Here is a 25338-nt window from a genome sequence, read left to right as displayed (position 1 = left end):
GCGATGAACGAGAAAATCACCACCAGCCCGATCCTCGTGGCGCTCGCCTGGATCTTCGTCGGCCTGCCGCTCGCCTGGGGCGTCGTGATGACGCTGAAAAGCGCGATGGCGCTTTTCGCCTGAAACAACAACGCCCGCGCCGGGGAAGGCGCGGGCGTCTGTCAGACTAGGGAAAGGCCGGATGCCGCAGGGCGTCCGGCCTTTCTGCGTTGGACTACTTGCCGGTGGGGGCCTTGATCTCGGGATAGGTCTTGCGGTTGCGCAGGGCCTCCTCGATCTCGTCCTGCTGGACGCGCTGGGCGCCTTGGTCCTTCATCCGGTCCTCGTCGTCCGGCTGGTCCTGCTGGTTGTCGAATTCATCGGTGGGAATGCGGCTCATGGTGATCTCTCCTCTATGCCGATGACATAGGGCCCTCCCGCCGGGTGTCACGGGTGGGCGGGATAGAGAAGGCGCCTGGCAGGGGCGGATCGCCCGGATCGCTTTGGCTTCCGCTCGGCTTTGCCCGCTGGTACGACGTCGGGGCCGAAGCATTCATCCGGAGGAAACATGCTGAAGACGATACCGCCGATCATCGGCAGCGAACTGCTGGCGATCCTTGCCGAGATGGGCCATGGCGACGAACTGGTGCTCGCCGATCGCAATTTCCCGGCCGTCTCGACCGCGAGGGCCACCGTCAGCGGCAAGCTGGTGCAGCTGGCCGGAGTCGACACGACGGAGGCGGCCCGCGCGATCCTGACGCTGCTGCCGCTCGACAGCTTCGTCGATCAGCCGGTGCGGCGCATGGCGGTCGTCGGCGACCACGAGGCGGTGCTCGATGTGCACGCCGACATGCAGGCGGTGGTCGATGCCGCCGAGGGCAAGAGCATCGGGATCGAGAAGGTCGAGCGCTTCGCCTTTTACGAGGCGGCGCGCCGCGCCTATGCGGTGGTGCAGACCACGGAGTCGCGGCCCTATGGCTGCTTTCTCCTGAAGAAGGGCGTCGTCTTCGACTGAAGCCCCGCCGTTCAGGCGCTCAGACGAGGTCCCACACGAACTGCAGCGCCACGGCGAGGAGGAAGATGCCGAAGGCCAGCTGAAGGCGGCGCTTCGACAGGCGGTGCGCCAGCCGCGCGCCGATCGGGGCGACGAGCATGGCCGCCGGCGCCACGATCAGCGTCGCGGCGAGACTGACATAGCCGAGGCTGAAGGCGGGCAGGCGCGGATCGCCCCAGCCCGCGACGCCATAGGAGACGAGGCCGGGGATGGCGATGATGACGCCGACGCCGGCGGAGGTCGCCACCGCCTGGTGCATCGAACGGCCCCAGGCGGTCATGAAGGTGTTGTTGAGGACGCCGCCGCCGATCCCCATCAGCGCCGACAGGAGCCCGATGAGGAAGCCGGCGAGCGAGCGCCCGGCAAGGCCCGGCAGGTCGGTGCCGAAATTCAGCGGCAGCCGGCCGATGATCATCTTCAGCGCCAGCACGAAGGCGATGGCGGCAAAGATCCCCTTCAGCGCGGCGGTGGAGGAATAGGCCGCGACCACCGTGCCGGCGATGACGCCGAGCGGCACTGCCACCACCCATTCGCGCAGCAGCGCCATGTCGACCATGCCGGGATGGCGCCGGTGCGCGGCGAGCGAGCGCAGCGCCGTCGGCACGATGATCGCCAGCGAGGTGGCAATCGAGAGGTGCATGGTGATCGCCGGGTCGACGCCGAGCAAGGTGAAGGTGTGGTAGAGCACCGGCACGAAGATCGCCCCGCCGCCGACGCCGAACAGCCCGGCGAGCAGCCCGCCGAGCACGCTGGCGGCAAGGAGGGTGAGGAGCATGGGGACGAGGAGGGCGATGTCGGGCATCCCTGCTCTTACGGGCCCGCACCCCCGCCGGCAATGCCGTATCGTAAGCATGGGGCCGACGCGCCTCTGCGGCCAGGTCGCCGGCGTTGGGACCGGGCCGGGGCGAAGCTGTCCCGGTGCCCTCGATCGCCCGTTGGCGGTTGATCCGCTCCGGCCTAGCCGTGGTTGATCATGACGTGGCGGACGACCGTGTAGTCCTCGAGGGCGTATTGCGACATGTCCTTGCCGTAGCCCGAGCGCTTCAGGCCGCCATGCGGCATCTCGTTGACCAGCATGAAATGGGTGTTCACCCAGGTGCAGCCGTAGCGCAGCCGCGCCGCCGTCGCCATCGCGCGCGACACATCCTTGGTCCAGACCGAGGAGGCGAGCCCGTAGTCGGAATCGTTCGCCCAGGCGACGGCATCGTCGGTGTCGGAAAAGCGGGTGACCGAGACCACCGGGCCGAATACCTCGCGCCGGACGATCTCGTCGTCCTGCAAGGCGCCGGCGATCACCGTCGGCTGGAAGTAGAAGCCGCGATCGCCCGAGACCTTGCCGCCGGCGGTGACCTCGACGTGCTTCAATTCCGTGGCGCGGTCGACGAAGCCGCTGACACGGTCGCGCTGGCGGCCGGAGATCAGCGGGCCGATCTCGTTCTCCGTGTCGTCGGCGAGGTCGTAGCGGATGCCGTTGACCGCCGAGGACAGGTCGGCGACGAGGTTGTCGTAGATCTTCCCGCCGGCATAGATGCGGCAGGCGGCGGTGCAGTCCTGGCCGGCATTGTAGAAGCCGAAGGCGCGCAGGCCCTCGACCACGGCGGACAGGTCGGCGTCGTCGTAGACGATGACCGGCGCCTTGCCGCCGAGTTCCAGATGCGTGCGCTTGACCGTGGTGGCGGCCGCCTGCAGCACCTTCTGCCCGGTGCCGACATCGCCGGTGATCGAGACCATGTCGATGCCGGGATGGTGGATCAGCGCATTGCCGACGCTCGCGCCGCGGCCGAGGATGACGTTGACGACGCCCTCCGGCAGGATGTCCGCGAGAAGGCGCGCGAACTTCAGCGCGGTCAGCGGCGTCTGCTCGGAGGGTTTGAACACCACGGTGTTGCCCCCCGCGATCGCCGGCGCGAGCTTCCAGGCCATCATCATCAGCGGGTAGTTCCACGGCGCGATCGAGCCGACCACGCCGACGGGATCGCGCCGGATCATCGAGGTATGGCCGGGCAGGTACTCGCCCGCGACCTGGCCCGGCAGCGTGCGCACCGCCCCGGCGAAGAAGCGGTAGCAGTCGGCGATGGCCGGGATCTCGTCGTTGAGGACGGCGTTGATCGGCTTGCCGCAGTTCAGCGATTCCAGCGCGGCAAAGCCCGCCGCGTCCGCCTCGATCGCATCGGCGATCTTCAGCAGATAGCCTGCGCGCTGGGCGGGCGTCGTGCGCGACCAGGTCTCGAACGCCGTCTTCGCCGCCGCTACCGCCGCGTCCACCTGCGCGGCGGAGGCTTCCGCAAGGGTGAGGACGGTCTCGCCGGTGCGCGGGTTGAGGACGGCCTCCTCGGTCTCCGTGCCGGCGGTGAAGGCCGAGCCGATCAGCATCTCGGTGTCCATGAGAGTCTCCGTTATTTGCCGGCGCCGGCGACGCTGTCGCCATCGCGGGTGAGGTAGAAGGCGGCGAGGATCGGCAGGAAGGTGACGAGCACCACGACCAGCGCGACGACGTTGGTCACCGGGCGCTGCCGCGGCCGGATCAGCTCCTCCAGCATCCACAGCGGCAAGGTCTGCTGCTGGCCGGCGGTGAAGGTGGTGACGATCACCTCGTCGAAGGACAGCGCGAAGGCGAGCATGCCGCCGGCGAGCAGCGCCGTGCCGATGTTCGGCAGCACCACGTGCCGGAAGGTCTGGAAGCCGTCGGCGCCAAGGTCCATCGACGCCTCGATCAGCGAGCCCGACAGCCGCCGGAACCGCGCCACCGCATTGTTGTAGACCACCACCACGCAGAAGGTCGCGTGGCCGAGCACGATCGTCCAGAACGAGAAGGGGATGTCGGCGATCGAGAAGGCCGAGCGCAGCGCGATGCCGGTGATGATGCCGGGCAGCGCGATCGGCAGGATGACGAGGAGCGAGATCGTCTCGCGGCCGAAGAATTTCTTCTGGCTGACGGCGGCAGCGCAGAGCGTGCCGAGCACCAGCGCGATGGCAGTCGAGACGGAAGCCACCTGCACCGAAAGCTTCAGCGCGGCCCAGACGTCCGGACGGTCCCAGGTCACCGCGAACCATTTCAGCGTCAGGCCCGGCGGCGGCCAGACGAAGCTCTTCTCCTCGGTGGTGAAGGCGTAGACGAAGATGATCGCCAGCGGCGCCAAGAGGAAGACGAGGCCGGCGCCGGCGGCCAGCTTCAGGCCGAGCGGGGCTGGGGCGGCATCAGAGCGCATCGAACGCCCCCTGGCGCTTCGCCATCCAGAGATAGAGCCCCATGATGACGATCGGCACCACGGTGAAGGCGGCCGCCAGCGGGATGTTTCCGGCGGTGCCTTGCTGGGTGTAGACGGCCTGGCCGATGAACAGGCGGGACGAGCCGACGATCTGCGGGATGATGTAGTCGCCGAGGGTCAGCGAGAAGGTGAAGATCGAGCCGGCGATGATGCCCGGCAGCGCCAGTGGGAAGATCACGTGCCGGAACGTCTCGGACGGCGTCGCGCCAAGGTCCGCGGAGGCGTCGGTGAGGTTCACCGGCACCCGCTCGAGCGCGGCCTGCGTCGGCAGGATCATGTAGGGCAGCCAGATGTAGACGAAGACGAGGAAGGTGCCGATGTAGCTGACCGACAGCGAGTTGCCGCCGATGCCGGGGATGCCCAGCACCGCGTCCAGCACCGGCGTCAGGTGGAGCGTCTGGAACAGCCAGGTGAGGATGCCCTCCTTGGCGAGGATCAGCTTCCAGGCATAGACCTTGACGAGGTAGCTCGACCACAGCGGCAGCATCACGCAGAGGTAGAACAGCGCCTTCCAGGCGCCCTTCGCATGGCGCGCGGCGACATAGGCGATGGGGAAGGCGATGATGCCGGCGGCGAGCGTCACCGCGGCCGCCATCACCACGGTGCGCAGGATGATCGCAAAGTTCGCCGGCTGCAGCAGCGCCGCATAGGTCGAGAGCGTGAACTCCTCGACGATGACGCCGGAAAAGTCGTCGAGCGAATAGAAGCTCTGGACCAGCAGCGCGGCGAGCGAGCCGAGATAGACGAGGCCGAGCCAGAGCACCGGCGGCGCGAGCAGCAGCACGACCAGAAGGTTCGGCCGGCGCCAGAGGAGGTCCGACAGCCGCCCGGCGAGTCCCGGCCGCCGCGGCAGGACGACGGCGCTCACGCCGGCTCCATCAGGTGCAGCGCTTCGGGTGAAAAGCTGATGGCGATCGGCTCCCCAATGGCTGGAATGACTGTTCCCGCCGGGACGACGGCATGGAGGCGGAGGTCGCCGAGGTCGATGCCGAGCCGCGTGGTGGCGCCGAGATAGCTGGTCGAGGCGAGCCGCCCGGTGAGGTGATCAGGCGCAATGCCCGGCGCCACCAGCCGCACCGCCTCCGGCCGCAGGCTGGCCCAGCGCGCCTCGAAGCCGACGCGGCCGGCAAATTCCGGCGGCAGGACGTTGGACGAGCCGACGAAGTCGGCGACGAAGTGGTTCACGGGCCGCCGGTAGATTGCCTCGGGGGCGCCCACCTGCATCACCCGGCCCTCGCTGAACACCGCCACCCGGTCGGCCATCGACAGCGCCTCGCCTTGGTCGTGGGTGACGAAGATGAAGGTAATGCCAAGCGTCTGCTGCAGGCTTTTCAGCTCCTCCTGCATGCTCTCGCGCAGCTTCAGGTCGAGCGCGCCGAGCGGCTCGTCGAGCAGCAGCACTTTCGGCCGGTTGATGATGGCGCGGGCGAGCGCGACGCGCTGGCGCTGTCCACCGGAGAGCTGGCCGGGCTTGCGCTCGCCATAGCCGGCAAGCTTCACGAGGTCGAGCGCGGCGTCGGCTTGAGCGCGACGCTCGCGCTTTTCGACCTTCCGCAGCATCAGGGAGTAGGCGACGTTGTCGCGGACGTTCAGATGCGGAAACAGCGCATAGTCCTGGAAGACCGTGTTCACCGCCCGCCGGTAAGGCGGCACGCCCGTGACGTCCTCGCCGAAGATCGCGACCGCGCCCGCGCTCGGCTGCTCGAAGCCGGCGATCACCCGGAGGCACGTCGTCTTGCCGGAGCCGGATGGCCCCAGCATCGCGAAGAACTCGCCCGGCACGATGTCGAGATCAACCCCATCCATCGCGCGGACGGCGCCGAAATGGCGGGAGACGGCGCGGAGCGAGACGGCTGGGGTCATGGGGGCCTTGGATGGGAGGTCAGCGGGAAGGCGAAGGAAAGCAAGGGATGCCCACGCCTGCGGTTCGTCATCCCGGGCTTGGCCCGGGATCCCTTTTGAAGGGGGGCAGAGATGCCAGCCTTTCAGCTTCGTCATCCCGGACTTGATCCGGGATCCATTCCTCAGCGCTAGAGTATCAATCCGGTGCAGAACACCGGGGATGTCGACCCGGCCAAACTCGTTCGACGGCTTGGCATGGATCCCGGATCAAGTCCGGGATGAAGAAATTTCAGCGTTGCAGCCAGACAGCCGAGAAACCGGACAGCGCGCGCTGTCCAGTTACCGCCGTCAGCCGCCCATCACCGCGATGTAGTCCGACACCCAGCGCGAGTACGGCACGCATTCCCCTTGCGCGCATTTCGCCGTCGGGGTGCGCCAGAAGCGGATCTTGTCGAAATTGTCGAAGCCGTTGGTCTTGCAGCCTTCCGCGCCGAGGAGGTCGCTCGCCTTGCAGGCGTCGGGCACGGCCGGCACCGAGCCGAACCAGGCGGCGACGTCGCCCTGCACCTTCGGGTCGATCGAGTGCTCCAGCCATTGATAGGCGCAGTTGGGGTGCTCCGCGCCGCTCGCCAGCATGGTCGTGTCGGCCCAGCCGGTCGCGCCTTCCGCAGGGATCGTCGAGGCGATTTTCTGCTTGTCGGCGGTGAGCGTGTTGACCTGGAACGGCCAGGAGCCGGAGGCGACGACGCCCTCGGTCTTGAAGTCGTCGACCTGCACGGCCGCATCGTGCCAATAGCGGCCGACGAGCGCGCGCTGGCCCTTCAGGAGCTCGAGCGCCGCGGCATACTGCTCCTCGCTGAGGGCATAGGGATCGGTGATCTTCAGCTCCGGCTTCGTCGCCATCAGGTAGGTCGCGGCGTCGGCGATGTAGATCGCGCCGTCATAGGCCTGGACGCGCCCGGCATTGGTCTTGCCGTCCGGCAGGTCCATCTTCTCGAACACGACGTTCCAGCTGGTCGGCGCCGTCTTGAACACCTCGGTATTGTACATCAGGACGTTCGGCCCCCACTGGTAGGGCACGCCGTAATGCTTTCCGTCGACGGTGAACCAGGCCGCATCCTTCAGCCGCGGATCGACCTTCGACCAGCTGGGGATGAGGTCGGTGTTCACCGGCTGCACCTTCTTGCCGGCGACAAGCCGCAGCGAGGCGTCGCCCGAGGCGGTGACGAGGTCGAAGCCGCCCTGGTTCATCAGCGTCACCATCTCGTCGGAGGTGGCGGCAGTCTTGACGCTGACCTTGCAGCCCGTCTCCTTCTCGAAGCCGGTGACCCAGTCATAGCCCTTGTCGGTCTCGCCGCGCTCGATGTAGCCGGGCCAGGCGACGATGCGCACTTCGCCCTCGCCGTCGCCGACGGCGGTCATCGCGGTCTGCGCGACGGCCTGGCCGGCGAAGGCAGCGGCCATGAGGCCCACGGTACAGGTCCTGAGAATCGACGCCATGTTGCCATCCCTCTTCTGCCTCGCCACCGCGGGCCTTGCGGAGACGAGCTTATCGCGCCGCCGAGCCAGCGCAATCGGGGTGCTTCAAAAATCCGCGAGGGGAAATGAAGCGCGGCTACCTCTTGTATTGCCGCGCCCATTCCGCCGGTGGCGCCGGACGCGGCAGCGCCAGGCCCTGCTTCTGGCAATTGGCGAGAAGGCCGGCGACGACCTCGGAGTCGAGCGTCGCTGCGCGGGCGTCACCGGTCTCGAAGGCGGTGCGGTCGCGGTCGGCGACGTCGCATTCGGCCTGCGTCACCTGGCTGGCGACGTTCTCGACCTGCTGCACCGCCGTGCCCTCGCTGTAGAGCGCGCGGCCGATGAGAGCGGCGGCGGCAAGGCAGGCCAAGGCGATGAGGATCTTCGTCGAGCGTTTCAAGGGGGCGGCTCCATCAGGCGGAAGAGGGCGGTCGGGCGAGCAACCAGCGGGAACGGGTTGGGTTGCCTGACAGGCGCAGAGGCATTGCAGCTTGTCCAGCACCAGCACCAGCACCAGGGAGGGAACCAGAACCAGCGCTACCGCCAGCGAGGGGGCGGGCAACGCAGAACACCCTTCGACGAATGGGGCGGTCGATTGCGCTCCCAGACCGCGCTAGGCTCGCCGTCCCGGCGACGACCGGCGCAAAGATAGACGATCTGGGAGAGACGAAAATGAAGCGGAGATCCTTTCTGGCGCTGGCCGCCGCCCTGTCCCTGACGGGCAGCGCCTTGGCGCAGGACGCCTATCCCGACAAGCCGATCCGGCTCGTCGTGCCGTTCGCCGCCGGCGGCTCGACCGACCTCGTCGCCCGCGTGGTGGCGCAGGCGATGGGCGAGCGGCTGGGGCAGCAAATGGTGATCGAGAACCGCGGCGGGGCCGGCGGCAATCTCGGCGCGACTGCGGTCGCCGAGGCCGATCCCGACGGCTACACCATCCTGATGGGCACGATCGCCACGCACGCGCTCTCGGCCTCGCTCTATGCCGTCCCGCCCTTCGATCCGGAGAAGGACTTTGCCCCGGTCGTGCTGCTGGTCACCGTGCCGAACGTCCTCACCGTCAACAAGGACTACCCGGCCAAGACCGTGCAGGAGCTGATCGCGCGGCTGAAGGAGAAGCCCGGCGAGGAGGTCTATTCCTCCTCCGGCAACGGCACGCCGCTGCATCTTTCCGGCCAGCTGTTCATGTCGATGACGGGAACCGAGATGGTGCACGTGCCCTACAAGGGCTCCGGCCCAGCGCTGGTCGACGCGATCTCGGGGGACGTCCCGATCAACTTCGACAACCTGCCGTCCTCGACCGGCTTCATCAAGTCCGGTGCGCTGCGGGCGCTGGCGGTGACCACCAAGCAGCGCGCGGCGATCTTCCCGGACGTGCCGACGATGGAGGAAGCGGGCGTGCCGGGCTACGAGACCAATACCTGGAACGCGCTCTTCGCCCCCGCCGGCACCCCGCCCGAGGCGGTCGCGGCGCTCAACGCGGCGGCGAACGCGGTGCTGGCCGACCCGGCGGTGAAGGAGAAGCTCGCCAATGTCGGCGCCGAGACGGTCGGCGGCACCCCCGAACAGCTCGCCGCCCACGTAAAATCGGAAATCGCCCGCTGGCGCCCGGTGATCAAGGCCGCCAACGTCCAGATGGACTGAGGCAAATCGCGGATGGGTCCGGGAGCGCGCGGCGCCTTCGGACCCGACCGAATGGCAGAAGTCGAGCAGGATAGATCAAGGTAATGGCGGAGAGAGGGGGATTCAATCCCACCGAAGCCCTGTCACCGAAAGCCCAGCAACGCTGGGGTTGCGGCAGATCGCCCAGCATCGGTGTATCGCGGCATGTATGGCAAGATGTATGGCAGCCTTGGCCGCCGGCCGAGTGGCGAGACTAGTCCGAAATCGGCCGGCGCAGAAGCCAAATATCGTCGATCTGACGGACAATTCCCGACTACCGAGCTTCGGCGAGTAGGCTTGTCGGCGGTCCCTGTCGGATGATCGTCGCTGGCACGTGAAACGATAGACCGCCGGCCGTCGGCTTGCCGGGCTGGATCAAGAATTGCCGCTCGCGCACCTCCCGCTGCAGCGGCGCGATCCACCGTTGCCACGGATTGCACTCGTAGAGCAGCGTCGCCTTGTAGCGCGCCGGCCCGGGCACGGCGCCGAGCGGTACCGGGATCGAGATCGTGAACTCGTCGCTGCCGGCGTTGATCCAGCGCTGGTCCGGCGCGATCGTGTGCATGCCGCCGGCGCTGTCGATGATGAAGCGGTAGCCCTGCAGCCGGCAGGACCTGTTCCACTTCACCTTGTAATGCACCTGGAACACCTCGCCCTGACGAACGACGGGCGTGGTGACCTCGGCAATGCTGTCGACCACCGTGCGGGTGTCGAGCAGCGACCAGTACAGGCAGGGCATCGCGACAACGGCCACGAAGGCGTAAGCGACCAAGTCGGCAATCGACTTCGGCCGCAGCGCGCGGATGAGCTTCCACAGCATCAGCATCAGGTTCTCCCTATGAATTCGCGAAAGGCGACGGCGATCACTCCGAGAGCGGAGATTAGGGCTGCCGCCTTCAACACCGCAGCGCCGACCAGCTTCATGCTGGTTCGGACCTGCACGAACTGCGAAAGCTCCGACTGGATGGTCAGCAGTTCCCGCAGCTTGTCGAGGTTGCCGTCTTTGACGAGAAGCTTGGTCACTTCCATCGCCTGGTCGCGGTCCTTCTGCGGGAGCCGCAACCAGTCTTCGATGCCCCGCCGGTCGGCTTCGTCCATCGTCATTGTCACTGCGCGGCTTTGGCCGCGGTCTTGGTTTTCGGACAAAGCCCCCTCCGGTTTTAGAAATGCGTTGCAGCGCCTAGCGCTCGCCGGCCCCTTGCCGAGCGAGCGCCGAGGCGGTGGCGGATAGTGCGAGGTGCCGGTCTCGGCAGGCGCCGAGCGACTGGCGGTCCTGCGCCCAGAGACGCGCGGCCTCTGTCATCGCGAGATCCCGATCCGGGATGTCCGCGACGTCAGTGCATGGAAGGGTCAGCACCTGCGGAATGCTGGCGAGCCGTGGCGCGACCGACATCGTCGAGGTGTTTTGACACGCCGCGAGGAATGAGCACGCGGCAAGCATCAGGGCGGGACGTCTGGACAGCATTCTGCTGCTCCTCTTGCAGGGCCTGCTCGAGCGCGGCGATCTGGCCGGCCCGGGCGCCTTCTCTCTCGTGGAAATCACGTTCGATGCCGTCGATCGCCGCCTGTGCTGCGGCACGGTCGCTTTCAGCCTTGGCCTCGGCGCTGCGCTGCCGCTCCTGCCAGACGACGCGCTCTTCCGTCTGGCCAGCCTGGTGTGCGGCGGGCAGGGTGACGAGCTCCGTGTAGGCGAAGGTCACTGCCCAGCTGATCAGCACTCCAGCGGCGAACGCGGCCACCGCTTTTACGGTCGACGGCAGGGCTGTGAGCAACGTCAGCATCAGAGACCCGACACGCAGAGCTCGGCTTCGCCGATACGCTGCGCATCGCCCATCTCGCGGCGTTTCACGAGGCCGTTGACGATCTGCCCGCCGGCCTTGTTCCAAGCGGTCTGCGCCTCGCAGGCCTCGCGGTACCGGCCGGCAGCGGCCAGCGCCGCTGCACGCGAGCCGACCATGCCGCCGACGCCGAAATTGTAGGCGCCGGAGATCTGCGCTGCCTGGACAGATGCAGGGAAGGAGGTGAAGCCCCGGATCCTCGTCGTCAGCGGGAGGTAATAGTCTGCGTAGACCCGCTTCTGCAGCATCGCCTCGCACTGCATTTTCGTGAAGGTCATGCCGGCGGTCACCGGCCGGCCGTTGATCCGGGTCTCGCCGTAGCAGATGTCCCAGATCTTCGCGTACGGGTCCCAGTGGGATTTCAGGACGAGGCCTTCCCAAGGCTTGATGAGGTGGTTGACGGCCAGAACGACGGGCGCTGGCGTGCCGCCCGTGACGGCCACGCCGCCTGCAAGGAAGGCGCCGATGATGGCCGCGATCGCCGCTTTGCCGCGCTTGCTGCTGGTGATTTTATTGATCGGCATCGGTGCCTCCAGTGTCGGGGATGTTGGATTGCGCCATGAGGCGAGCGACGGGCGCCGCGGCCGCGGTGATGACGGACAGAGCGGCGAAGACACGGGGTGGGATGTCGAACAGGCCGTCGATCAGCGGCAGCGCTACTTCGAGGCCAGCGAACAGGCCGGTCAGCAGCATCAGCCGGATCGACCAGGCGTGCTGAAGCACCCGGCGCCAGTCGGGGACGAGGTTCATGAGGTATCTCCGGACATGAAAAAGCCCGCCGGTAAGGGCGGGCTGTGGTGGAAGAAGGGGATGCGTGGGAGGGCGGCCTAGATCGCGATCAGGCGGCGATGCCCCATTTCTTCATCTGGTACTGGGTGATCTTCTCTTGCTCGATCGCAGTCCGAGGGACCGGGAATGCGATGACCTCGCAGACAGGCCCCTTCCATGCACGCGCGGCAGAGGCGTCTTGATTAAGCAGGCACCGCGGGACCGTCGTATTCGACGCGGTGTTCGTCATGCGCAGAGCCGACAGAGGCAGTGGCAGGACGGTGGCGCTAGATCCGCCGCCGTTCTTCGCGCTTGTGGTCGAGAAAGCGCCGCTGCCGATCCACGATGCAGTGTTCAAGTTGCCGAGCATGCGCGGCGCACCGGCTGACCCGGGCGGGCTTCCGAACAGCCCTTGATAGCCATCGTGACCAGTGCCCCAGCCGTTGGCGATCGAGAATGTCGTCTCGACGCCGGTCATCCCCATCGCGACGATGTAGACCTCCTGCATCGCCAAGGTAGTTCCGCCCCCGGGGGTACCGTCCGGGTTCAGGGTGCCGGTCACCAAGACCGAGTTACGGTCTGTGGCTGATACCGATGGCTTCCCGCCCGCCAGCGGATCAGAGGCTTTGTAGGTGGCGCGCTTTGTTATGCTGAGGTCGGACGTGACGATGTGCTTGGCGTTGCCGCTCTTATCGAACCATTGCCGAACCTTCGAGACGCCAGCATCGTCGACAAGCTCGAACGACGCCGGGTCCATGGCGTCGAGCCACCACGAAGGCGCCTTCGTCAGAAGGTTGTCGGCCGAGACCGGCGGGACGTAGGCGGTCACGCCCCACTTCGCCGCAAGATACGACTCAACCAGATCGGCTTCGCGGAAAGTCAGTTCGCGCTTGAAGATCAGGATCTCCGCGATCAACCCAGTGAAGGCGCGATAGGTGGAGCCCTGGCTGCCGATCGATAGGAACTCGGCATTAACGTCTGAGAGGCCGCCGTTCTGGTTACCGAAGACGTTCGCGCTGTCGATCTTCTGCCTGTAGGCGACGGAGTTGCGGACCGCACGCGCAATGTGCGGCTGAAGGTCCGCTGTAAGGCCTTGGGTGTGCTCTCCGGTGTACGGCGAGACGCCAGCGTTTCGATGCCGCCACGTCAGGTTGCTCGCCGTGGACAGCAGCGAAAGGCCATCGCCAGTCGTGCCGCAAATCAGCATGCCGTCGCCGGAAGTGGTGTCCCGCTGGTAGACGACGAACACAGTACTGTCTCCGATCCCCCAGCCCGCGCCTGCGCTGTTGTCAGCCTGCATGCGGTCGCCGCCGGTGGCCGCGTTGAAGGAGATGGCGTTCTTCCCGTTCATCTGGCGGGTGCCGGTCTTCGGTTGCCCGAAGCCGATTGTCATGTGCCGGCCGCCGCCGCTCTTATCGGCGATGCGCTGGGCGTTGTTGCCGGAATCGGTCGTGATGCTGGAGGTGTCGGCCGCATCCCACCAGGCATACGGCGAAAGCGTGAGGGGGTCGAAGCCTGGAGTGACGACGGGCGCCGCCCACTCGGGCGACGTCCCCTTGTATCGGCCCACCAGGTCGGGGCCGAGGTATAGCTCGGCCAGTGGGCGACCCAGTAGGAAGTTCGCCATCAGCCGATGACCACGACGCGATACTGGTTGGCGCTCGACGCCGCCGCGAAGTTGATGCGGACCGTCGTCGTGCTGATGCGCGTGACGTCGGCGATGATCTCCTTGCCGGTCGCGACGGCGATGATCTGGACGATGACGTCGATGGTCCCGAAGTTGTGGACGACGTCGAACTGGGTCGCCGACCCATCACCGATGACGCCGTTGCCGCGCTTCACGGCGAAGGCCGAGTTCTTCAGCGTCACAGGGGTGATGGCCAGGATGCCGCTCGTGCCGGCGTCGGCCTCGGCCTGCGTCGCGATCTCGATCACGCCAGGGACTGTGTCGCTGGCCGGCGCCGCCGCGGTACCAAAGGCGCCGAAGACGACGTTGCCGGTCTCGATCACGAAGTTGACCGTCGACTGCCGGAAGGTTGATCCGAGAGAGGTGCCCTCCTCCACTGAAACGGTGGCGGCTTCAAGCTCGGCTGCGGTTGATGCGTCCGGCGCGCGGGTCATGGCCGCGGCCGCGCCGTTCCAGAGGTAGATGCCGTTCTGGGATGGCGTCGTCTGGGAGCGGACCAACACGCGATCGCCTGAGGCCATGATGACGCCGTCGATCGTTGCGCCCGGGGCGGACAGCGAGATGTTGGCTTGCGTCGCAACGCGGACGCTGTCCTTCCATGCGAGGCCTTCCACGAGGGAGTTGACCTGCGCCAGCGTGGCCGGCTCCTGATCGCTGATCGCGTTGGGCAGTCCGGTGATCCGGGCAACGCCCTTCATGTCGATGCCGGTCAGAATTTCCATGGTGATTCCTTAGACGAGGTGCGCCGTGCCGGCGACGGGGGTGAGGAAGGTGATGGTCAGCACGTTCACTGACAGGTGCAGAACCTCGCCGAGCATGACCGCACCACCGAGGGTGAAGGTCGAGACGCTCGGGCGGTGGCCGAAGTTGTGGGCAATCGTCCAGACCGGCGCAGGTGAGGGCTGGTCATGCTGGTATGACTGACCTGCCGGCCCTCGCTCGCCGACATCGCCTCGAATGCCGGCCATCAGAGTGACCTTGACCGCCGGCGCTCCGGAAGGGCCGATCGACAGTTTGATTGGCGCGCCGCCTGACGCCAGCAGAGGAGCTTCGGCACCCAGCGGATTGATGATCGTGGTCTTCACCTCGATCGGTGGCATCGGAGCAAAGACGCCGGCTGCACCACCGCGCTGCAGACCGATCTGCCACTCGTAATTGCCGGCAGGCCAATCTCGGGTCTTCTCGCCGCCAATGCGGATGGCGGCGATGCCTTCGTCGTCGGGCTCGCCGCGGAAGACTTCGACCGCGCGTGCACCCGTGAAAGCGCGCCGCATGGTCACGATGACGACGTCATCCGGCTCGACGCCTTGGAAGAGGATGTCCTGCGCCCAGCCGATCCCGGCATAGAGGGGATTTCGCCAGTTGGTCATCGGTGCTCCGGAAATGAAAAACCCGGCGCTATGGCCGGGCTTGGGTCGATGTGCTGATCGGTCAGCGATGTCCGGCGTCAGTGCCGGCGCTCTACGTAGGGGGTAAGTCGCACGCCTCGAAAAACTGCTTCACAGGCTTCGAAGATCCCTGCGCAGGAATTATCTGGTTCATCGTCTCCAACTGAAGAGCGATACGCTTCTTCGCCTCGCCCCAAGATCGGATGATTCCTACGAGGCTTGCCTCACGCTCGAGGTTGGTAACGAATGCGAGCTGTCCACCCATTTCGCTGGGAGTGAAGAGCAACTCTTGGATATCTCCCTCGTCGACGCGCACCTTAATTGAAACGGACTGCTTGTACTCTGCAGCCCGATCGAACGGCGTCGGCAGGATGATCATCATCATCGTGTTCTTCGGGTCGCCCTTCCAGCATTTCGCACCCAATTGCACGCCGGATCCGATCCCAACGACATACGCTGTTTTCTCGTCGGAAAAGGGATCGGTATCGGTTTGGAACCCCCATCCGGCAAGTGCAGGCGATGCGGTAAGAAGACCGGCGGCCAGGGCAAAAAGAGCGACGCGATGCATGCGAAATCCGACGGCCAGAGTAGAGTCCCCGAATAGAACGATGGCCCCATTTCGCCGTCAAGTGGTGGCCTCTATACGTGCAACTTTCCGTCGAGACCCGTCGTGTAGCCACTCTTCGTGAAAGAATGACGGGCGCTCTCGATGATGAATGCCATGCCGTCGACGCCGGGCCGCACGCCCTGGAAAGACAGCGGGGCGCCAGCGCGAGCCGATGGGTCACCGAGTATCTCGCAGCTAAAGCTGGCGCTGGCACGCTTCAGCTCCTTGGCCTTGGAGCGGGCTGCGACCTTCGCCTCCTTCTCGTCGACCATCGGCTCTCCAACTCGGAACACCGATTCACCATCGGTGTCGCTATCTTCTTCGACGTCGATCCGCTTCGCTTTCTTCCGATCGTGATAGCTGGCCTTCACCGACTTGTACTGCGTTCGGTCGGCGAGCCGCACGCGGCCAGATCCCTCGACCAGTTTTGCGAGAGTTACCACCACCGGCGTCAAGCTGGCGCCTGAGGACGATTTGCCGCTGCCCTTCGTCGCGAAGATCAGGTTGCCGTCCTTCACTCCAAAGGTCGCGCCATGGCGCTCGGCCAGCCGCTCCAGAAAGTGGATGTCGCTTTCGTTCTGCTGACCCATCCAGTCGTATTGGTGCCCCCCGATCGCCGCGTCGACCTTCGGCGACAGGCCGTGTTCGCCCGCGATCTGCGAGACGATGTCGCCAAGGGTCTTATCGTCCCAGTGCCGTTCACGGCTCTGCTTGGCCTTCGCCTTGCGCAAATCTGCCGAACGCCCGGTGATCAGAAGCCGATAAGGCTTGAACTCGGCTTCGATCTCGTCGGCCGTGAAGGCTCCCATGAACACCATGCTGCCAGCGTAGCCCATCCAGACCCGGATCACCGCGCCTTTGCGAGGCAGCGCTGCCGGCGGATCATCGTTCAGTGCGATCGAGACGGTATCAGCTGAAACGCCCTCCTTGTCCGTGACCTCGCAGGAGATGATCCGCGAGGAGAAGACGCCGGAAGCAAGCTGTCCGTCGATAGTGATCCGACATTGCGGCTGCATCGGTCAGCTCCAGAGCGTGATCGGCGCGGCGGCCTCAGCGGTGACTGCCGGCCGCGCAGGCAGGATGATCACCGTGCCGACGCCAGGCACCGGGCCGAGATCCGCCAAGCCTGGATTGGCCGCGAGCACCAACTCAACGAAGACGCTCTCGTCGCCGTAGACCTCGCGGCATACCTGGTCGACCGTCTCGCCCTGCCGTAGCGTGCGCGTGTCGGCCATCAGAACAGTCCCTGCAGAACGGAAACTGGCGTGAAGTCGCGACCGGGATAGGCGGTGAGGTCGATCGAATAGGCGTCCTTCATCGGCATCCCGCTGGCGTCGTGGAACTCCTCATCCGTGTCGATGCCCTCGATGACGAACATGTCGATGATGTTGTTGCCAGCGCCGATCGAGACCAGAGGAACGACGGCCCCCTGATCGGCCAAGCGCTCGATCGCCGCGAGCGTGTCGAGCCCGCCGAACTCCACCGGAAACAGCACGCCACGAATGGTGGTGGTTTTGCCGGCCCCGCCAGTCCACTGCAGTGCGTCGGACGCGCCGGCGAGAGCGATGTTCGCCCAGCGCCGATTCACGCGTCGATTGATGTTCGCGTAGCCAAAGCCATAGGCCTCGAAGGCGTGGCCATTCAGCGCGAGCGTCGCCGGTCCTGCCATCAGGTGCCTCCATCGGAAAACTGCGAGCGGGCCAGGCGGGACGCCTCGCGTCCGAACTCGCTGCGCAGCTCGCGCGGCGACGCGTTGGCGCCGCCCTGGATGACAATGTTGCCGAACGTGACGCTCGCGGGCCCAGCTCGGCCGGACGCCGCGGCGGCACCCGCCGGCGCGCCATAGCCACGGTCGCGGCCGCCAAGCATGGCAGCCGTCTTGCGGGCGTCGTGGACCATTCCGGACGCGCCGAACGTCACAAGCTCGGGCCCACGCTCGCCGACGAGTGTCGCAACGTTTCGCTGGACGGGTCCCCCGGCAGCGCGGGCAGGAACACTGCTCGCCTTGGCCCCAGCAGCGCCAAGTTGCGCTCCAATCCCCGAGCCGGAGATCTTGCTCGCACCGCTTCCGATTCCAGGGGTCCCGGCAAGGCCCTGCATGTAGCTCGAGCCTGAGAACCCGGCCAGCGCCTCTTTCGCTCGCGCGATGGCACCGGCGATCCTCTCGACGGCCGAAGCGATGGCACTCGCAAGCGTCTCGAATGCACCTGAGATAGCCGAGAAATCCGGCGTCGGTATGGACAGGCCGGTGAACAGGCTGGCGAACGCCGTCGAGACCGTCGACGCGGCCGAGGTGATCCCTTCCACCAGCTTACCGGCCAGGCGGGTGCCCATGTCGCGGAAGCGACCTTCGTCGGCTTCGGAATAGTCCACCATCGTGAACATGCCGGCCATCCAGTTGCCGAGCTGCGACGGGATGGCCTTGATCGCGGCGATGATGCGCGTGCCGCCGGCGGTGACCGACGTGACGGCGCTGTCGATCGCGGTACGGACGCTCGTCTCGTCAACGCCGAGCCAAGCCGCGATATCGACAGCCTTCTGCACCGCCCAGCTGGCGACGGCCGTTGCGATGCGCTGGCCGGCGCCCGCGATCGAGCTCACCACTTTGCCGATTTCCTCACCGATCTTCGAGGCGAAGCCCGACACGAAGTTCGAGATGGGCTCCCAGTATCGGTAGATCATCACACCGACGGCAGCGACCGCCAGCGTGATCGCGGCGACGGCAGCCCAGACCGGCGCGGTGATGCTGGCGAGGAACCCGACGAAGGCCGTGAAGATGCCGGACAGAGAGGCGACGATACCGGTGGCAGCTGGCACCACAGCGCGGCCGGCCGCCGACATGCCGGCGATCATGGCCGAGGATGCCGCGACCGACCGTGTCGCCGACATGCCCTCGATCATGCCTCGTGATGCGGCCTGCGCCGCGGCGGACTTGCCGGCCGCCTGGTCGAGCATTGAGAACCCGGCGAGCGACGCCTTGCCGGCGAGCTTCGAGGTCTTGCCCATCGCCGCAAGCGCGAGGCCGAGCGCCTTGGCCCCGCCGCGCAAGGCCAGCAGGCCCTTCAGCGCCGCCTTGAGGTAGCCAGCGCGCATCCAGAAGAACGCGAACTGCAGGCCGAAAGCCGCAACCCGCAGGCCGATGAAAGCCGCCGCCAGGCCGACGAGCGAGGCGATCAGCTCCGGGTTGGCTTCGGCGAACTGAGCGAAGCGCTCCATCAGCGGGGCGATCTTGTCGATGATCGAGCTGAGAGCCGGCAGCAAGGTCGAGCCGATGACGATCGCGAGGTTTTCCATCTGCGCCTGAAAGCGCAGGGTGGCGCCGCCGAACGTCTTCATGCGGCGGTCGTAATCCTCCTGGACCGTGCCGGAGGCCTTCAGCGCGCTCTCGCGGATCCTGCGATACTCGTCCATGTTGGCGAGCATCGGCCGGATGAAGTTCTGCACCTGCATGTCGCCGAACAGCTGGTTGAGCAGGTCGGAGCGGCCGCCCTTCGTCACCTTGTCGATGACGCCGAGCATATGCTCGATCGGCGAAACGCCGGCCTTGTCGGCGCGCTTCAGCTCCTTCGTGACGTTAATGCCGAACTTCTTGAAATTTCCGATCGCATCCTTCGACGTGATCTTCGCAAGGAAGTTCTGCAGGTTCGTCGCCGCCTCGGAGCCAGTGCCGGCGCCCTTGCGCGCCACCTCGAGCATGGCGACCAGGTCAGCAACGCCCTTCGTGCCCTTGATGCCGAGGGACTGCGCCGCCGCGGTGATGACGGGGAATTCCTTCGCCATGTCGCGAAGCTCGAAGCCGCCTTCCTTGCCGCCGGCCGCCATGATGTCGAGCGCCATCACAGCTTGGTCGGCCGGGACCTTCAGGTTGTCGGTCACAGCGAAGACGGCAGCCGACAGCTCCTCGGTTGCCGCGCGGTAGGCGGTGGCCGCCTTACCGATCGGTGTGGCGACCGACAGCGCCGTCTTCTGGTCTGCGCCCATGCCCATCAGGAAGTCGACAGACTTGCCGGCGGCCGTCGCGCCCTGGCCGGTATCGATGCCGATCTGCCGGATCTGCTTTCCGATCTCGCCGAGCCGCTCCTGCGGGATGCTGGCCTTCTGCCCGATGTCCTCGAGCATAGACCCGAACTCACCAGCGGCTTTGATCGGGCGCGACAGCGCCTGGTAGAGGCCATACCCGGCGGCAGCCGTCTCCAGCATGCGCCCGCGCATCGCCTGCATGCGCTCGGTGTTGACCTGCAGGCGCTCCTGCATCGCGGCGATGCTGCGAGAGATGCCGCGCGCCGGGGCAGTGACCCTGTCGACGAGCGACAGGATCAGCTCGGATTTCAAAGCTGTCATTGTTCACCATCGATAGGGGGATGCCGCGGCCCCGGCCGGCCGGCAGGCGCGGCTACTTCTTCGGGTTCTCACCCTCGAGCAGCGGCGCGATCGTGTCATAGTAGGCGAAGAAGCGGTCCGCCTCGAGGTCCTCGCAGACGTTGATGGGCTGGTGGAGATACCGGCCCATCGCTGCGATCATCAGCGTGTAGGTGGCGCCGCCGTCTACGCGGCTTCCGCCTCCGCCTCCGCGACCACCTTCTTGAAACCGTTTCCCATCAGCGGGGCGATCTCTTCGCCGAGGCGTTCGATGTCGTCGGCGTCGAGTTCGTGGATCACGGGCAGCGGCACGTCTGCCATGCTGGCGAAGATCGCGAAACCCTTGGCGGTCTCGCCCTTCACCATGTCCGATGCGACGAGGTCGCGGCCCTTGAGCTTGCGGAATACGAGGGTCGCGTAAGTCTTGCCCTTGAACTCGATGGGCTCGCTGGGCGTGAAGGTGATGGTCTTGGACATTGGTTCTCTCTCGGGCGGGGAATGGCGGGGTGCGCCGGCGCGTCAGGCGCCGGCGATCATGTCGGCCGGTCGGTCAGACCATGCGCAGGGCGTTGCGCCGGCCGGGCTGCCGCAGCACGCCGCCGATGCTGACGCTGAAGTCGTCCCAGGCGAGGATCTCCTCATCGTCGATGAACAGCTTGCCCGAGTGGTTGACCACCTCTTCGTAGGTGACCTCGGCCTTCTCACCGGCCGCCCAGGATCCCGCATCGACCTTGCCGATGCGGCAGACGAGCTCGGCGCGCGCCGAATGCGCCACGCCGTCTTCATCTTCCATGTAGGCGTAGGCGATGATGGGCGTCTCATCGCCGGGAGCGACGCCGTACAGCTTCAGCACCTTGGGATCGAGCGCGGTTTCCTTGAAGCTCGCGGTGGTGGCCTCGTAGCCCATCATCACCTGGCGAGGCTTGACCATGCCCGCATTGCGCATCTCCTCGTATTTCTCGGCAAGCACCGGGATGGTGATTTCCGAGCACTGGCCGAGGCGAGTGTGCTGATCGATGAACAGGTTGACGTCCTTGATGACGTAGGCGGGGCGCTGGTCGGCCATGGGGCGATCCTTGAAGGGCGTGAAAGCTGGGGCGGGGAGGGGTGTCGGGGGGCTCGCGCCCCAGCCGATTAGCGGTAGGCGACTTCGCCGGTGACGCTGTTGAACAGCAGCGTGTAGGCGACCTCGACGTTGCGGAAGACCTGCAGGCGGAGGTCGACGATCGGCGCCGGCACCTCGTAGCGGACGTCGAACTCAAGGATGCCCTGGACAGCGCTCTCGGGCGTGTTGCCCTCGGCGAGGCGGAACGAGGATCCCGGCAGCAGCATGCCGTCCCGTGTCTCGAAGTTCTTCAGGGCGCGGCCCCCGCCCATGACGGCGAGGTCGAGACGCTGCAGCGTCATCGGACGGCCGACGAACGGCAGGAAGGCCCGCTCGAGCGCTTCATTGATCAGCAGCGAAGTCCGGACGACGGAAACGAACTGCCACATCGGATCCTGCGAGCAGGTCCAGACGCCCCAGGTGCGCAGGCCGTCGCCCATGTTCACCATGGTGTTGACCCGGTTTTCGTTGAGGTAGTCCGAGTCCTCGGGGTAGGAGACCGGCCGGTTCAGAGCGACGAAGGTGCTGACCGGCAGATTGGTGCCGGCATAGTGCGGGCCGAACTGGCGATCCATTGCGGCCTGGTGGCCGATGAAGACCGGCGAGCTCGGGCGTGGCACGTTCAAGCCGTCGACGGACTTGAGACCGCGGGGATCGACGAAGAAGACGTGCTTCGACCCGATCAGCTTTCGCGCCTGCACGGCCTGCTGGTCGGTGCCGTCCGGGCCATCGGCATACACCATGGCGCCGAGCTTGGTGGCGACCCCGATCAACTCGGCAACGACTGGGCTCATGACGCTACCGGCGGCGGCCGATGCGACCGCACCCGCGCCGGTGCCGTTGCTGGCGATGGTGACCGTTGGGGCGGCCGTGTAGCCGAAGCCGGGCGTTACCACGACGATGGCGCTGATCGAGCCGTCTTGCGCGACGAGGGCCTTGGCCGTGGCGCCGGTGCCGGTGGTGTCGCCGGCCCCGCGCCCGATCGTGACGGTGACCTTGCTCTCGTCATAGCTGCCGCCGGGCGTCGTGACCGCGATCGATGCGATGCCGTTCGTCGGCTGGGTGGTGGTCAGGCCGGGAGCCGCAAGCATGCGGGGCTTCGGCAGGCCCATCGTGCTCGCCTTTAGAAAAGCGTGCACGCCAGTCTTCTGCGCCTGGCTGCCGACGATGTTGGCGATCGTCTCCGCCGAGGTCGCGCCCTCGGCAACCAGCACAACGACGATCTGCGTGATGACGCTGTCGTAGATGGAATCGATGTGATCCTGCATCGCGACCGGCAGCGCGGCCGCCTCGCTCGGCTTCTTGATGAGGATCGGCGTGTTCAGCGTGTACTTCGAGACGTCGGCGATCGGCACCGTGCCGATGAGACCCGCAACAGAGCCGTCCGACATGTTCACGAGCACCCGCTCGTCCGAGTTCTGGAAGGCGCGCGCGCCGTGATGGAAGGGGACGGTCATTTCAGGGCCTTTCGTGCGGGCAATAAAAAAGGCCCGCGCAAGCGAGCCCTGGTGAAGGTGGGTGGACGAAGACTGGTAACTCAAGATCCGAGCAGCAGTTTTGCAAAGGCCGGTCGCGCAATTCCTTAGTGCGTTATCCGCAGCCAAAAACTAACGTGGGATCGTCATAGAAGGAGATACGATGCCACAGGAACTCGGTGCCCACGAAGCCGCGAAGATCGCCGCAAAGCTTTCCGCGAGCCTGAAAAAGAAAAGCGGCGAGAGCCAGAAGATCGAATTAAGTGCGGATGATGCGCTAGCGCTTTCTTCAGTCCTTGATTTTCTGGCAACCGATTGGGGCAGCCCTCCAGCGTTCTAGCGAGCGTTAAAGCCCGCTGGCCAGCTGCCAGAACTTGCTGACATGCGCGGCCGTCATCTGCTTCGATGCCGCGAAGCTATCCACCAGCGGACTGCTGCGCTGGTAGGTCGTCGCTCCGATGACAATCGAGGTCACCGGGAAGGCCATCGCCGGCGGCAAGCCGTCGATGACCGCCTGCATGGCGCCCGGCACCTCGCCCGTCTTCAACGCGTCGAGCGCCTCGGCTTGAGATATCACCGGGAACATGGGCAGCTCCGCATCCCGCCAATCTGTCGCGAGTCCTTGGTAAAACTGCCGCTTGGACAGATCGGGGACGGAGATCTGCGGAACGGACGCGAGTTCTACATCTGTCAGCCGCCGAAGGATCCGGGTCGCCGTCACCCGCTTTGCCTTCTTGTCGACGTTGATTGAGAAGGTCGGGCCCGGGACCTGTGTTGCCCGATCGAACTCCACCGGGATCTCATCGACAGGCCAGAAGCCAATTCCGGCGAACTGCTCGGGCGCCGGGTTGAGCGCCGCGGATAGATCCGCGAGGCTTTCGTCGGCAAGCCCGAGGACTTCGGGCGGCAGCGTCGCCGGCTGTGCGGCGGCGAAGCTCGAGATGGTGATCTTCGAATAGAGGTTCGTCATTTATAAGCCACCGTATCCATGATGAAGACTGCCCCATTGGCACCAGTGCCGCCGACGCCCGACTTTGCGCGACTGGCAGTTTCCGGGGTTGATCCTGCGCCGGTCTGACCCGCCGCGCCGCCGCCGCCACCGCCTGGACCCTTACCGTGCTCGCCACCTTGGCCTGCCCCGGCATTGGCTATGCCGCCGTCGCCGCCGATCGACCGGGGGCCGCCGGCACCACCGCCACCACCACCGCCGAATGAAGCATCTGTTGCCCCCCCAAGGCCGCCGACGCCGCCAAGCGAACTTGTACCATTTTGCCCGCTAGTGGCATTGCCACCGCCGTAGCCGCCCGCGGTGTAAGATGCACCGCCGCCGTTATTCCCGCCGTTAACAGAAGAGTAAGGTTGGCCAGGAAGTCCGCCTGCTGCGCTCGCTAAAAGGGTGACGTTCGTTAGGTTTCGATAAAGGGCTGTGGCCCCCCCCTGATTGCCAGAATTGCCATATTCAACGGTCCCGCCGAGGCCGATAGCCCAAGAGTAAACCTCACCTCTCACAACCGGAATTTGGATTTCAACGTACTGGCCCGAGCCGCCGCCGCCGCCGGCCGTATATGTGTTGACTGTAGCGCCGCCGGGACCGCCGCCCCCATAAAGCTGGAATGTTACAAGCCGGCTGCTCATCATCGTCACTGACAAGCCATCACTGGCGTAGATATCGAGGGGGCGACGCCTCTTTGACCGCACCCCCGAGCCGATCGGGCGTTGCCCGCTCTCGCTACATCCTCGCATTGCCGGCGAAGGCCGGCGCGGCATCCCGCGCATCAGTAGTTTTCGTACTCGGCCGTCGCGACAATGCCGTTCGCCAGAGCGACGCCGATCGCGAAATAAATTCGTTCGTTCGCCGCGAGGCCGGTGGCGAAATCGAAATCGAGACCGAAGTCGATGGCCGCCATTTCCGTCGTCACCGACAAAGTAGCCGCCGGCATCAGCTTTGTGCGCCAGAGGTTCAGCGTCGCGCCGCCGTCCGTCGATCGGTAAAGCTGAAGCTGCGTCGCCGTGACTGTGGCGCGGGCAATCGCCGTGATGCGTCGAAGAAGCGCCCCCTCGGGGCCGGCCGTGAGCAACAGGACCGTATTAGACGCATCGGTATAGGTGGCTTTGGCCGCCGTTGCGATCGCCTGTCCTTGCTGCTTGGACTGAGCGAAAGGCGGCGTGAAGGTCTTGGCCATGTTATCGAACTCCGGAAAGGGCGATCGTCATTGCGATCTGCATGGGGTTGAGGGTCGCGTTGCCGAGAGCACTGTTGACGCTGGTATTGACGTCATCCGGAGACGCTTTGCCGGCCAAGGCGGCGGCAAGGTTGGCGACGTCCGAAATAGCGATCGACAGAGCGCCCTTCAGCTGGCTCGCGGTGATGATGCCAACCAAACCCGCCACTGACTGGACGACGTCGGTCGGCGTCAGCAGCTCTTGCCAGTTGCCGATCGCCGTCGCCGGCTCGGCGCGGAGGATGTAGCTCTTTCGAATGTCGGAGCGCACGGCGACGTCGCCGCGCTCGGCGGTGAGCGCCAGCATTTGCGCCTGAGAGGACACCGGGAAGGTGTCGTTGATCGCCGTGGCCGGCAGAATGTTGACCGGCAGCTTCCCGTCCACCAGGGACGGGGTAACCTGGAGGAGAATGTCGATCAGCAGCAGCGCGTCGCGCAGCCGATCGATGTCCCCCTGCCGCGGGGAGTTATCCTTGTGCGGCAGGGGGAAGCCCAGAGGCGTCCGATCATCAACGGTGACGCCCTCGATGATCGCAGCCGATGGCCGTACCGTGATGATGTTCGGCAT

33 protein-coding genes are annotated in these 25338 nt (G+C 66.0%); 4 read left to right on the top strand and 29 right to left on the bottom strand.

What is annotated here, in order from left to right; all coding sequences use genetic code 11:
- The first annotated feature begins 3 nt into the window (after positions 1–3).
- On the top strand, positions 4–123 hold the full coding sequence (locus ACZLZQ_RS03230; RefSeq protein WP_472932084.1) for an MFS transporter small subunit: 120 nt from the start codon (positions 4–6) through the stop codon (positions 121–123).
- Positions 124–214: 91 nt separating this feature from the next.
- Here the strand turns inward: ACZLZQ_RS03230 and ACZLZQ_RS03225 are convergent, their stop codons facing one another.
- Positions 215–379 carry a hypothetical protein gene (locus tag ACZLZQ_RS03225; protein WP_472932085.1) on the bottom strand — a complete coding sequence of 55 codons (165 nt, stop codon included), beginning with the start codon at positions 377–379 and terminating at the stop codon, positions 215–217.
- Positions 380–547: 168 nt separating this feature from the next.
- On the opposite strand from ACZLZQ_RS03225, the gene ACZLZQ_RS03220 reads away from it, so the two are divergent.
- Positions 548–994, top strand: coding sequence for an RbsD/FucU family protein (locus ACZLZQ_RS03220; protein ID WP_472948135.1), 447 nt, complete (start codon positions 548–550; stop codon positions 992–994).
- Between the two features lie 19 nt (positions 995–1013).
- Here the strand turns inward: ACZLZQ_RS03220 and ACZLZQ_RS03215 are convergent, their stop codons facing one another.
- The 7 genes from ACZLZQ_RS03215 to ACZLZQ_RS03185 form a co-directional block, all read right to left on the bottom strand.
- The gene (locus tag ACZLZQ_RS03215) at positions 1014–1835 is read right to left on the bottom strand and encodes a sulfite exporter TauE/SafE family protein (protein ID WP_472948134.1); all 822 of its coding nucleotides are present in this window, start codon (positions 1833–1835) and stop codon (positions 1014–1016) included.
- A 155-nt stretch (positions 1836–1990) separates the two neighbouring features.
- Positions 1991–3418 carry a gamma-aminobutyraldehyde dehydrogenase gene (locus ACZLZQ_RS03210; protein ID WP_472948133.1) on the bottom strand — a complete coding sequence of 476 codons (1428 nt, stop codon included), beginning with the start codon at positions 3416–3418 and terminating at the stop codon, positions 1991–1993.
- A gap of 11 nt (positions 3419–3429) precedes the next feature.
- Positions 3430–4242, bottom strand: coding sequence for an ABC transporter permease (locus ACZLZQ_RS03205; RefSeq protein ID WP_472948132.1), 813 nt, complete (start codon positions 4240–4242; stop codon positions 3430–3432).
- Positions 4232–5170 (bottom strand): ABC transporter permease, encoded by a 939-nt coding sequence (locus tag ACZLZQ_RS03200; protein ID WP_472948131.1) that lies wholly within the window; start codon positions 5168–5170, stop codon positions 4232–4234. The genes ACZLZQ_RS03205 and ACZLZQ_RS03200 overlap by 11 nt, the downstream gene beginning before the upstream one ends.
- Positions 5167–6165 carry an ABC transporter ATP-binding protein gene (locus ACZLZQ_RS03195; protein ID WP_472948130.1) on the bottom strand — a complete coding sequence of 333 codons (999 nt, stop codon included), beginning with the start codon at positions 6163–6165 and terminating at the stop codon, positions 5167–5169. The genes ACZLZQ_RS03200 and ACZLZQ_RS03195 overlap by 4 nt, the downstream gene beginning before the upstream one ends.
- A 327-nt stretch (positions 6166–6492) precedes the next feature.
- Positions 6493–7644 carry an ABC transporter substrate-binding protein gene (locus ACZLZQ_RS03190; RefSeq protein ID WP_472948128.1) on the bottom strand — a complete coding sequence of 384 codons (1152 nt, stop codon included), beginning with the start codon at positions 7642–7644 and terminating at the stop codon, positions 6493–6495.
- A 115-nt stretch (positions 7645–7759) separates the two neighbouring features.
- A complete protein-coding gene (locus ACZLZQ_RS03185; RefSeq protein ID WP_472948127.1) occupies positions 7760–8062 on the bottom strand; it encodes a hypothetical protein in 303 nt (100 codons plus the stop codon).
- 272 nt (positions 8063–8334) lie between these two features.
- Here ACZLZQ_RS03185 and ACZLZQ_RS03180 point away from each other — a divergent pair, with 272 nt between their 5' ends.
- Positions 8335–9303, top strand: a complete 969-nt coding sequence (locus ACZLZQ_RS03180) for a Bug family tripartite tricarboxylate transporter substrate binding protein (RefSeq protein WP_472932094.1) — start codon at positions 8335–8337, stop codon at positions 9301–9303.
- Between the two features lie 292 nt (positions 9304–9595).
- Here the strand turns inward: ACZLZQ_RS03180 and ACZLZQ_RS03175 are convergent, their stop codons facing one another.
- The 17 genes from ACZLZQ_RS03175 to ACZLZQ_RS03095 all read right to left on the bottom strand — a co-directional run bounded on the left by ACZLZQ_RS03175 (position 9596) and on the right by ACZLZQ_RS03095 (position 22530).
- The gene (locus tag ACZLZQ_RS03175) at positions 9596–10147 is read right to left on the bottom strand and encodes a hypothetical protein (protein WP_472948126.1); all 552 of its coding nucleotides are present in this window, start codon (positions 10145–10147) and stop codon (positions 9596–9598) included.
- Positions 10147–10425, bottom strand: coding sequence for a hypothetical protein (locus tag ACZLZQ_RS03170; RefSeq protein ID WP_472948125.1), 279 nt, complete (start codon positions 10423–10425; stop codon positions 10147–10149). Before ACZLZQ_RS03170 ends, ACZLZQ_RS03175 begins: the two co-directional genes overlap by 1 nt.
- 76 nt (positions 10426–10501) lie before the next feature.
- Complete coding sequence (locus ACZLZQ_RS03165; RefSeq protein ID WP_472948124.1) at positions 10502–10624, bottom strand: hypothetical protein; 123 nt, start codon at positions 10622–10624, stop codon at positions 10502–10504.
- Between the two features lie 31 nt (positions 10625–10655).
- Positions 10656–11102 carry a hypothetical protein gene (locus ACZLZQ_RS03160; RefSeq protein ID WP_472948123.1) on the bottom strand — a complete coding sequence of 149 codons (447 nt, stop codon included), beginning with the start codon at positions 11100–11102 and terminating at the stop codon, positions 10656–10658.
- Positions 11102–11683: a lysozyme gene (locus ACZLZQ_RS03155; RefSeq protein ID WP_472948122.1), complete on the bottom strand. Its 582-nt coding sequence runs from the start codon at positions 11681–11683 to the stop codon at positions 11102–11104. The genes ACZLZQ_RS03160 and ACZLZQ_RS03155 overlap by 1 nt, the downstream gene beginning before the upstream one ends.
- Positions 11670–11909: a DUF7940 domain-containing protein gene (locus ACZLZQ_RS03150; RefSeq protein WP_472948121.1), complete on the bottom strand. Its 240-nt coding sequence runs from the start codon at positions 11907–11909 to the stop codon at positions 11670–11672. The genes ACZLZQ_RS03155 and ACZLZQ_RS03150 overlap by 14 nt, the downstream gene beginning before the upstream one ends.
- An 88-nt stretch (positions 11910–11997) precedes the next feature.
- Entirely contained in the window at positions 11998–13554 is a 1557-nt protein-coding gene (locus tag ACZLZQ_RS03145) for a hypothetical protein (RefSeq protein ID WP_472948120.1), read from the bottom strand.
- Positions 13554–14336 carry a hypothetical protein gene (locus ACZLZQ_RS03140; RefSeq protein ID WP_472948119.1) on the bottom strand — a complete coding sequence of 261 codons (783 nt, stop codon included), beginning with the start codon at positions 14334–14336 and terminating at the stop codon, positions 13554–13556. The genes ACZLZQ_RS03145 and ACZLZQ_RS03140 overlap by 1 nt, the downstream gene beginning before the upstream one ends.
- Before the next feature lie 9 nt (positions 14337–14345).
- Positions 14346–14984, bottom strand: coding sequence for a hypothetical protein (locus ACZLZQ_RS03135; protein WP_472948118.1), 639 nt, complete (start codon positions 14982–14984; stop codon positions 14346–14348).
- Between the two features lie 91 nt (positions 14985–15075).
- Positions 15076–15570, bottom strand: a complete 495-nt coding sequence (locus ACZLZQ_RS03130; protein WP_472948117.1) for a hypothetical protein — start codon at positions 15568–15570, stop codon at positions 15076–15078.
- Between the two features lie 71 nt (positions 15571–15641).
- Positions 15642–16625, bottom strand: coding sequence for a phage late control D family protein (locus ACZLZQ_RS03125; protein ID WP_472948116.1), 984 nt, complete (start codon positions 16623–16625; stop codon positions 15642–15644).
- Between the two features lie 3 nt (positions 16626–16628).
- A complete protein-coding gene (locus ACZLZQ_RS03120) occupies positions 16629–16844 on the bottom strand; it encodes a tail protein X (RefSeq protein ID WP_472948115.1) in 216 nt (71 codons plus the stop codon).
- Complete coding sequence (locus ACZLZQ_RS03115) at positions 16844–17278, bottom strand: phage tail protein (protein WP_472948114.1); 435 nt, start codon at positions 17276–17278, stop codon at positions 16844–16846. The genes ACZLZQ_RS03120 and ACZLZQ_RS03115 overlap by 1 nt, the downstream gene beginning before the upstream one ends.
- Positions 17278–19950 carry a phage tail tape measure protein gene (locus ACZLZQ_RS03110; protein WP_472948113.1) on the bottom strand — a complete coding sequence of 891 codons (2673 nt, stop codon included), beginning with the start codon at positions 19948–19950 and terminating at the stop codon, positions 17278–17280. The genes ACZLZQ_RS03115 and ACZLZQ_RS03110 overlap by 1 nt, the downstream gene beginning before the upstream one ends.
- Positions 19951–20154: 204 nt before the next feature.
- Positions 20155–20445: a phage tail assembly protein gene (locus tag ACZLZQ_RS03105; RefSeq protein ID WP_472948112.1), complete on the bottom strand. Its 291-nt coding sequence runs from the start codon at positions 20443–20445 to the stop codon at positions 20155–20157.
- 73 nt (positions 20446–20518) lie between these two features.
- Positions 20519–21034: a phage major tail tube protein gene (locus ACZLZQ_RS03100; RefSeq protein WP_472948111.1), complete on the bottom strand. Its 516-nt coding sequence runs from the start codon at positions 21032–21034 to the stop codon at positions 20519–20521.
- 68 nt (positions 21035–21102) lie between these two features.
- Positions 21103–22530 (bottom strand): phage tail sheath protein, encoded by a 1428-nt coding sequence (locus ACZLZQ_RS03095; RefSeq protein ID WP_472948110.1) that lies wholly within the window; start codon positions 22528–22530, stop codon positions 21103–21105.
- 181 nt (positions 22531–22711) lie between these two features.
- On the opposite strand from ACZLZQ_RS03095, the gene ACZLZQ_RS03090 reads away from it, so the two are divergent.
- Positions 22712–22888 (top strand): hypothetical protein, encoded by a 177-nt coding sequence (locus ACZLZQ_RS03090; protein ID WP_472948109.1) that lies wholly within the window; start codon positions 22712–22714, stop codon positions 22886–22888.
- A 6-nt stretch (positions 22889–22894) separates the two neighbouring features.
- Here ACZLZQ_RS03090 and ACZLZQ_RS03085 read toward each other — a convergent pair whose 3' ends face one another.
- The 4 genes from ACZLZQ_RS03085 to ACZLZQ_RS03070 all read right to left on the bottom strand — a co-directional run bounded on the left by ACZLZQ_RS03085 (position 22895) and on the right by ACZLZQ_RS03070 (position 25338).
- Positions 22895–23518 carry a hypothetical protein gene (locus ACZLZQ_RS03085; protein WP_472948107.1) on the bottom strand — a complete coding sequence of 208 codons (624 nt, stop codon included), beginning with the start codon at positions 23516–23518 and terminating at the stop codon, positions 22895–22897.
- Entirely contained in the window at positions 23515–24183 is a 669-nt protein-coding gene (locus ACZLZQ_RS03080; RefSeq protein ID WP_472948433.1) for a glycine-rich domain-containing protein, read from the bottom strand. The genes ACZLZQ_RS03085 and ACZLZQ_RS03080 overlap by 4 nt, the downstream gene beginning before the upstream one ends.
- 140 nt (positions 24184–24323) lie before the next feature.
- Entirely contained in the window at positions 24324–24731 is a 408-nt protein-coding gene (locus ACZLZQ_RS03075) for a hypothetical protein (RefSeq protein WP_472948106.1), read from the bottom strand.
- A gap of 1 nt (position 24732) precedes the next feature.
- The gene (locus ACZLZQ_RS03070; protein WP_472948105.1) at positions 24733–25338 is read right to left on the bottom strand and encodes a hypothetical protein; all 606 of its coding nucleotides are present in this window, start codon (positions 25336–25338) and stop codon (positions 24733–24735) included.

This window comes from Mesocryomonas lacus, from assembly GCF_055730105.2.
The sequence above is the reverse complement of the archived record's forward strand: the minus strand, read 5'-3'. Positions and strand labels throughout refer to the sequence as shown.

Bases quoted from the DNA above. Each gene is read 5' to 3' on its own strand.
- ACZLZQ_RS03080 (WP_472948433.1), bottom strand. From the start codon at position 24,183: ATGAGCAGCCGGCTTGTAACATTCCAGCTTTATGGGGGCGGCGGTCCC.
- ACZLZQ_RS03165 (WP_472948124.1), bottom strand. From the start codon at position 10,624: ATGACAGAGGCCGCGCGTCTCTGGGCGCAGGACCGCCAGTCGCTCGGC.
- ACZLZQ_RS03155 (WP_472948122.1), bottom strand. From the start codon at position 11,683: ATGCCGATCAATAAAATCACCAGCAGCAAGCGCGGCAAAGCGGCGATC.
- ACZLZQ_RS03105 (WP_472948112.1), bottom strand. From the start codon at position 20,445: ATGTCCAAGACCATCACCTTCACGCCCAGCGAGCCCATCGAGTTCAAG.
- ACZLZQ_RS03230 (WP_472932084.1), top strand. From the start codon at position 4: ATGAACGAGAAAATCACCACCAGCCCGATCCTCGTGGCGCTCGCCTGG.
- ACZLZQ_RS03150 (WP_472948121.1), bottom strand. From the start codon at position 11,909: ATGAACCTCGTCCCCGACTGGCGCCGGGTGCTTCAGCACGCCTGGTCG.
- ACZLZQ_RS03075 (WP_472948106.1), bottom strand. From the start codon at position 24,731: ATGGCCAAGACCTTCACGCCGCCTTTCGCTCAGTCCAAGCAGCAAGGA.
- ACZLZQ_RS03085 (WP_472948107.1), bottom strand. From the start codon at position 23,518: ATGACGAACCTCTATTCGAAGATCACCATCTCGAGCTTCGCCGCCGCA.
- ACZLZQ_RS03205 (WP_472948132.1), bottom strand. From the start codon at position 4,242: ATGCGCTCTGATGCCGCCCCAGCCCCGCTCGGCCTGAAGCTGGCCGCC.
- ACZLZQ_RS03100 (WP_472948111.1), bottom strand. From the start codon at position 21,034: ATGGCCGACCAGCGCCCCGCCTACGTCATCAAGGACGTCAACCTGTTC.
- ACZLZQ_RS03110 (WP_472948113.1), bottom strand. From the start codon at position 19,950: ATGACAGCTTTGAAATCCGAGCTGATCCTGTCGCTCGTCGACAGGGTC.
- ACZLZQ_RS03225 (WP_472932085.1), bottom strand. From the start codon at position 379: ATGAGCCGCATTCCCACCGATGAATTCGACAACCAGCAGGACCAGCCG.
- ACZLZQ_RS03120 (WP_472948115.1), bottom strand. From the start codon at position 16,844: ATGGCCGACACGCGCACGCTACGGCAGGGCGAGACGGTCGACCAGGTA.
- ACZLZQ_RS03095 (WP_472948110.1), bottom strand. From the start codon at position 22,530: ATGACCGTCCCCTTCCATCACGGCGCGCGCGCCTTCCAGAACTCGGAC.
- ACZLZQ_RS03175 (WP_472948126.1), bottom strand. From the start codon at position 10,147: ATGCTGATGCTGTGGAAGCTCATCCGCGCGCTGCGGCCGAAGTCGATT.
- ACZLZQ_RS03090 (WP_472948109.1), top strand. From the start codon at position 22,712: ATGCCACAGGAACTCGGTGCCCACGAAGCCGCGAAGATCGCCGCAAAG.
- ACZLZQ_RS03140 (WP_472948119.1), bottom strand. From the start codon at position 14,336: ATGGAAATTCTGACCGGCATCGACATGAAGGGCGTTGCCCGGATCACC.
- ACZLZQ_RS03130 (WP_472948117.1), bottom strand. From the start codon at position 15,570: ATGCATCGCGTCGCTCTTTTTGCCCTGGCCGCCGGTCTTCTTACCGCA.
- ACZLZQ_RS03170 (WP_472948125.1), bottom strand. From the start codon at position 10,425: ATGACGATGGACGAAGCCGACCGGCGGGGCATCGAAGACTGGTTGCGG.
- ACZLZQ_RS03190 (WP_472948128.1), bottom strand. From the start codon at position 7,644: ATGGCGTCGATTCTCAGGACCTGTACCGTGGGCCTCATGGCCGCTGCC.
- ACZLZQ_RS03210 (WP_472948133.1), bottom strand. From the start codon at position 3,418: ATGGACACCGAGATGCTGATCGGCTCGGCCTTCACCGCCGGCACGGAG.
- ACZLZQ_RS03145 (WP_472948120.1), bottom strand. From the start codon at position 13,554: ATGGCGAACTTCCTACTGGGTCGCCCACTGGCCGAGCTATACCTCGGC.
- ACZLZQ_RS03115 (WP_472948114.1), bottom strand. From the start codon at position 17,278: ATGGCAGGACCGGCGACGCTCGCGCTGAATGGCCACGCCTTCGAGGCC.
- ACZLZQ_RS03220 (WP_472948135.1), top strand. From the start codon at position 548: ATGCTGAAGACGATACCGCCGATCATCGGCAGCGAACTGCTGGCGATC.
- ACZLZQ_RS03180 (WP_472932094.1), top strand. From the start codon at position 8,335: ATGAAGCGGAGATCCTTTCTGGCGCTGGCCGCCGCCCTGTCCCTGACG.
- ACZLZQ_RS03195 (WP_472948130.1), bottom strand. From the start codon at position 6,165: ATGACCCCAGCCGTCTCGCTCCGCGCCGTCTCCCGCCATTTCGGCGCC.
- ACZLZQ_RS03070 (WP_472948105.1), bottom strand. From the start codon at position 25,338: ATGCCGAACATCATCACGGTACGGCCATCGGCTGCGATCATCGAGGGC.
- ACZLZQ_RS03135 (WP_472948118.1), bottom strand. From the start codon at position 14,984: ATGACCAACTGGCGAAATCCCCTCTATGCCGGGATCGGCTGGGCGCAG.
- ACZLZQ_RS03125 (WP_472948116.1), bottom strand. From the start codon at position 16,625: ATGCAGCCGCAATGTCGGATCACTATCGACGGACAGCTTGCTTCCGGC.
- ACZLZQ_RS03160 (WP_472948123.1), bottom strand. From the start codon at position 11,102: ATGCTGACGTTGCTCACAGCCCTGCCGTCGACCGTAAAAGCGGTGGCC.
- ACZLZQ_RS03215 (WP_472948134.1), bottom strand. From the start codon at position 1,835: ATGCCCGACATCGCCCTCCTCGTCCCCATGCTCCTCACCCTCCTTGCC.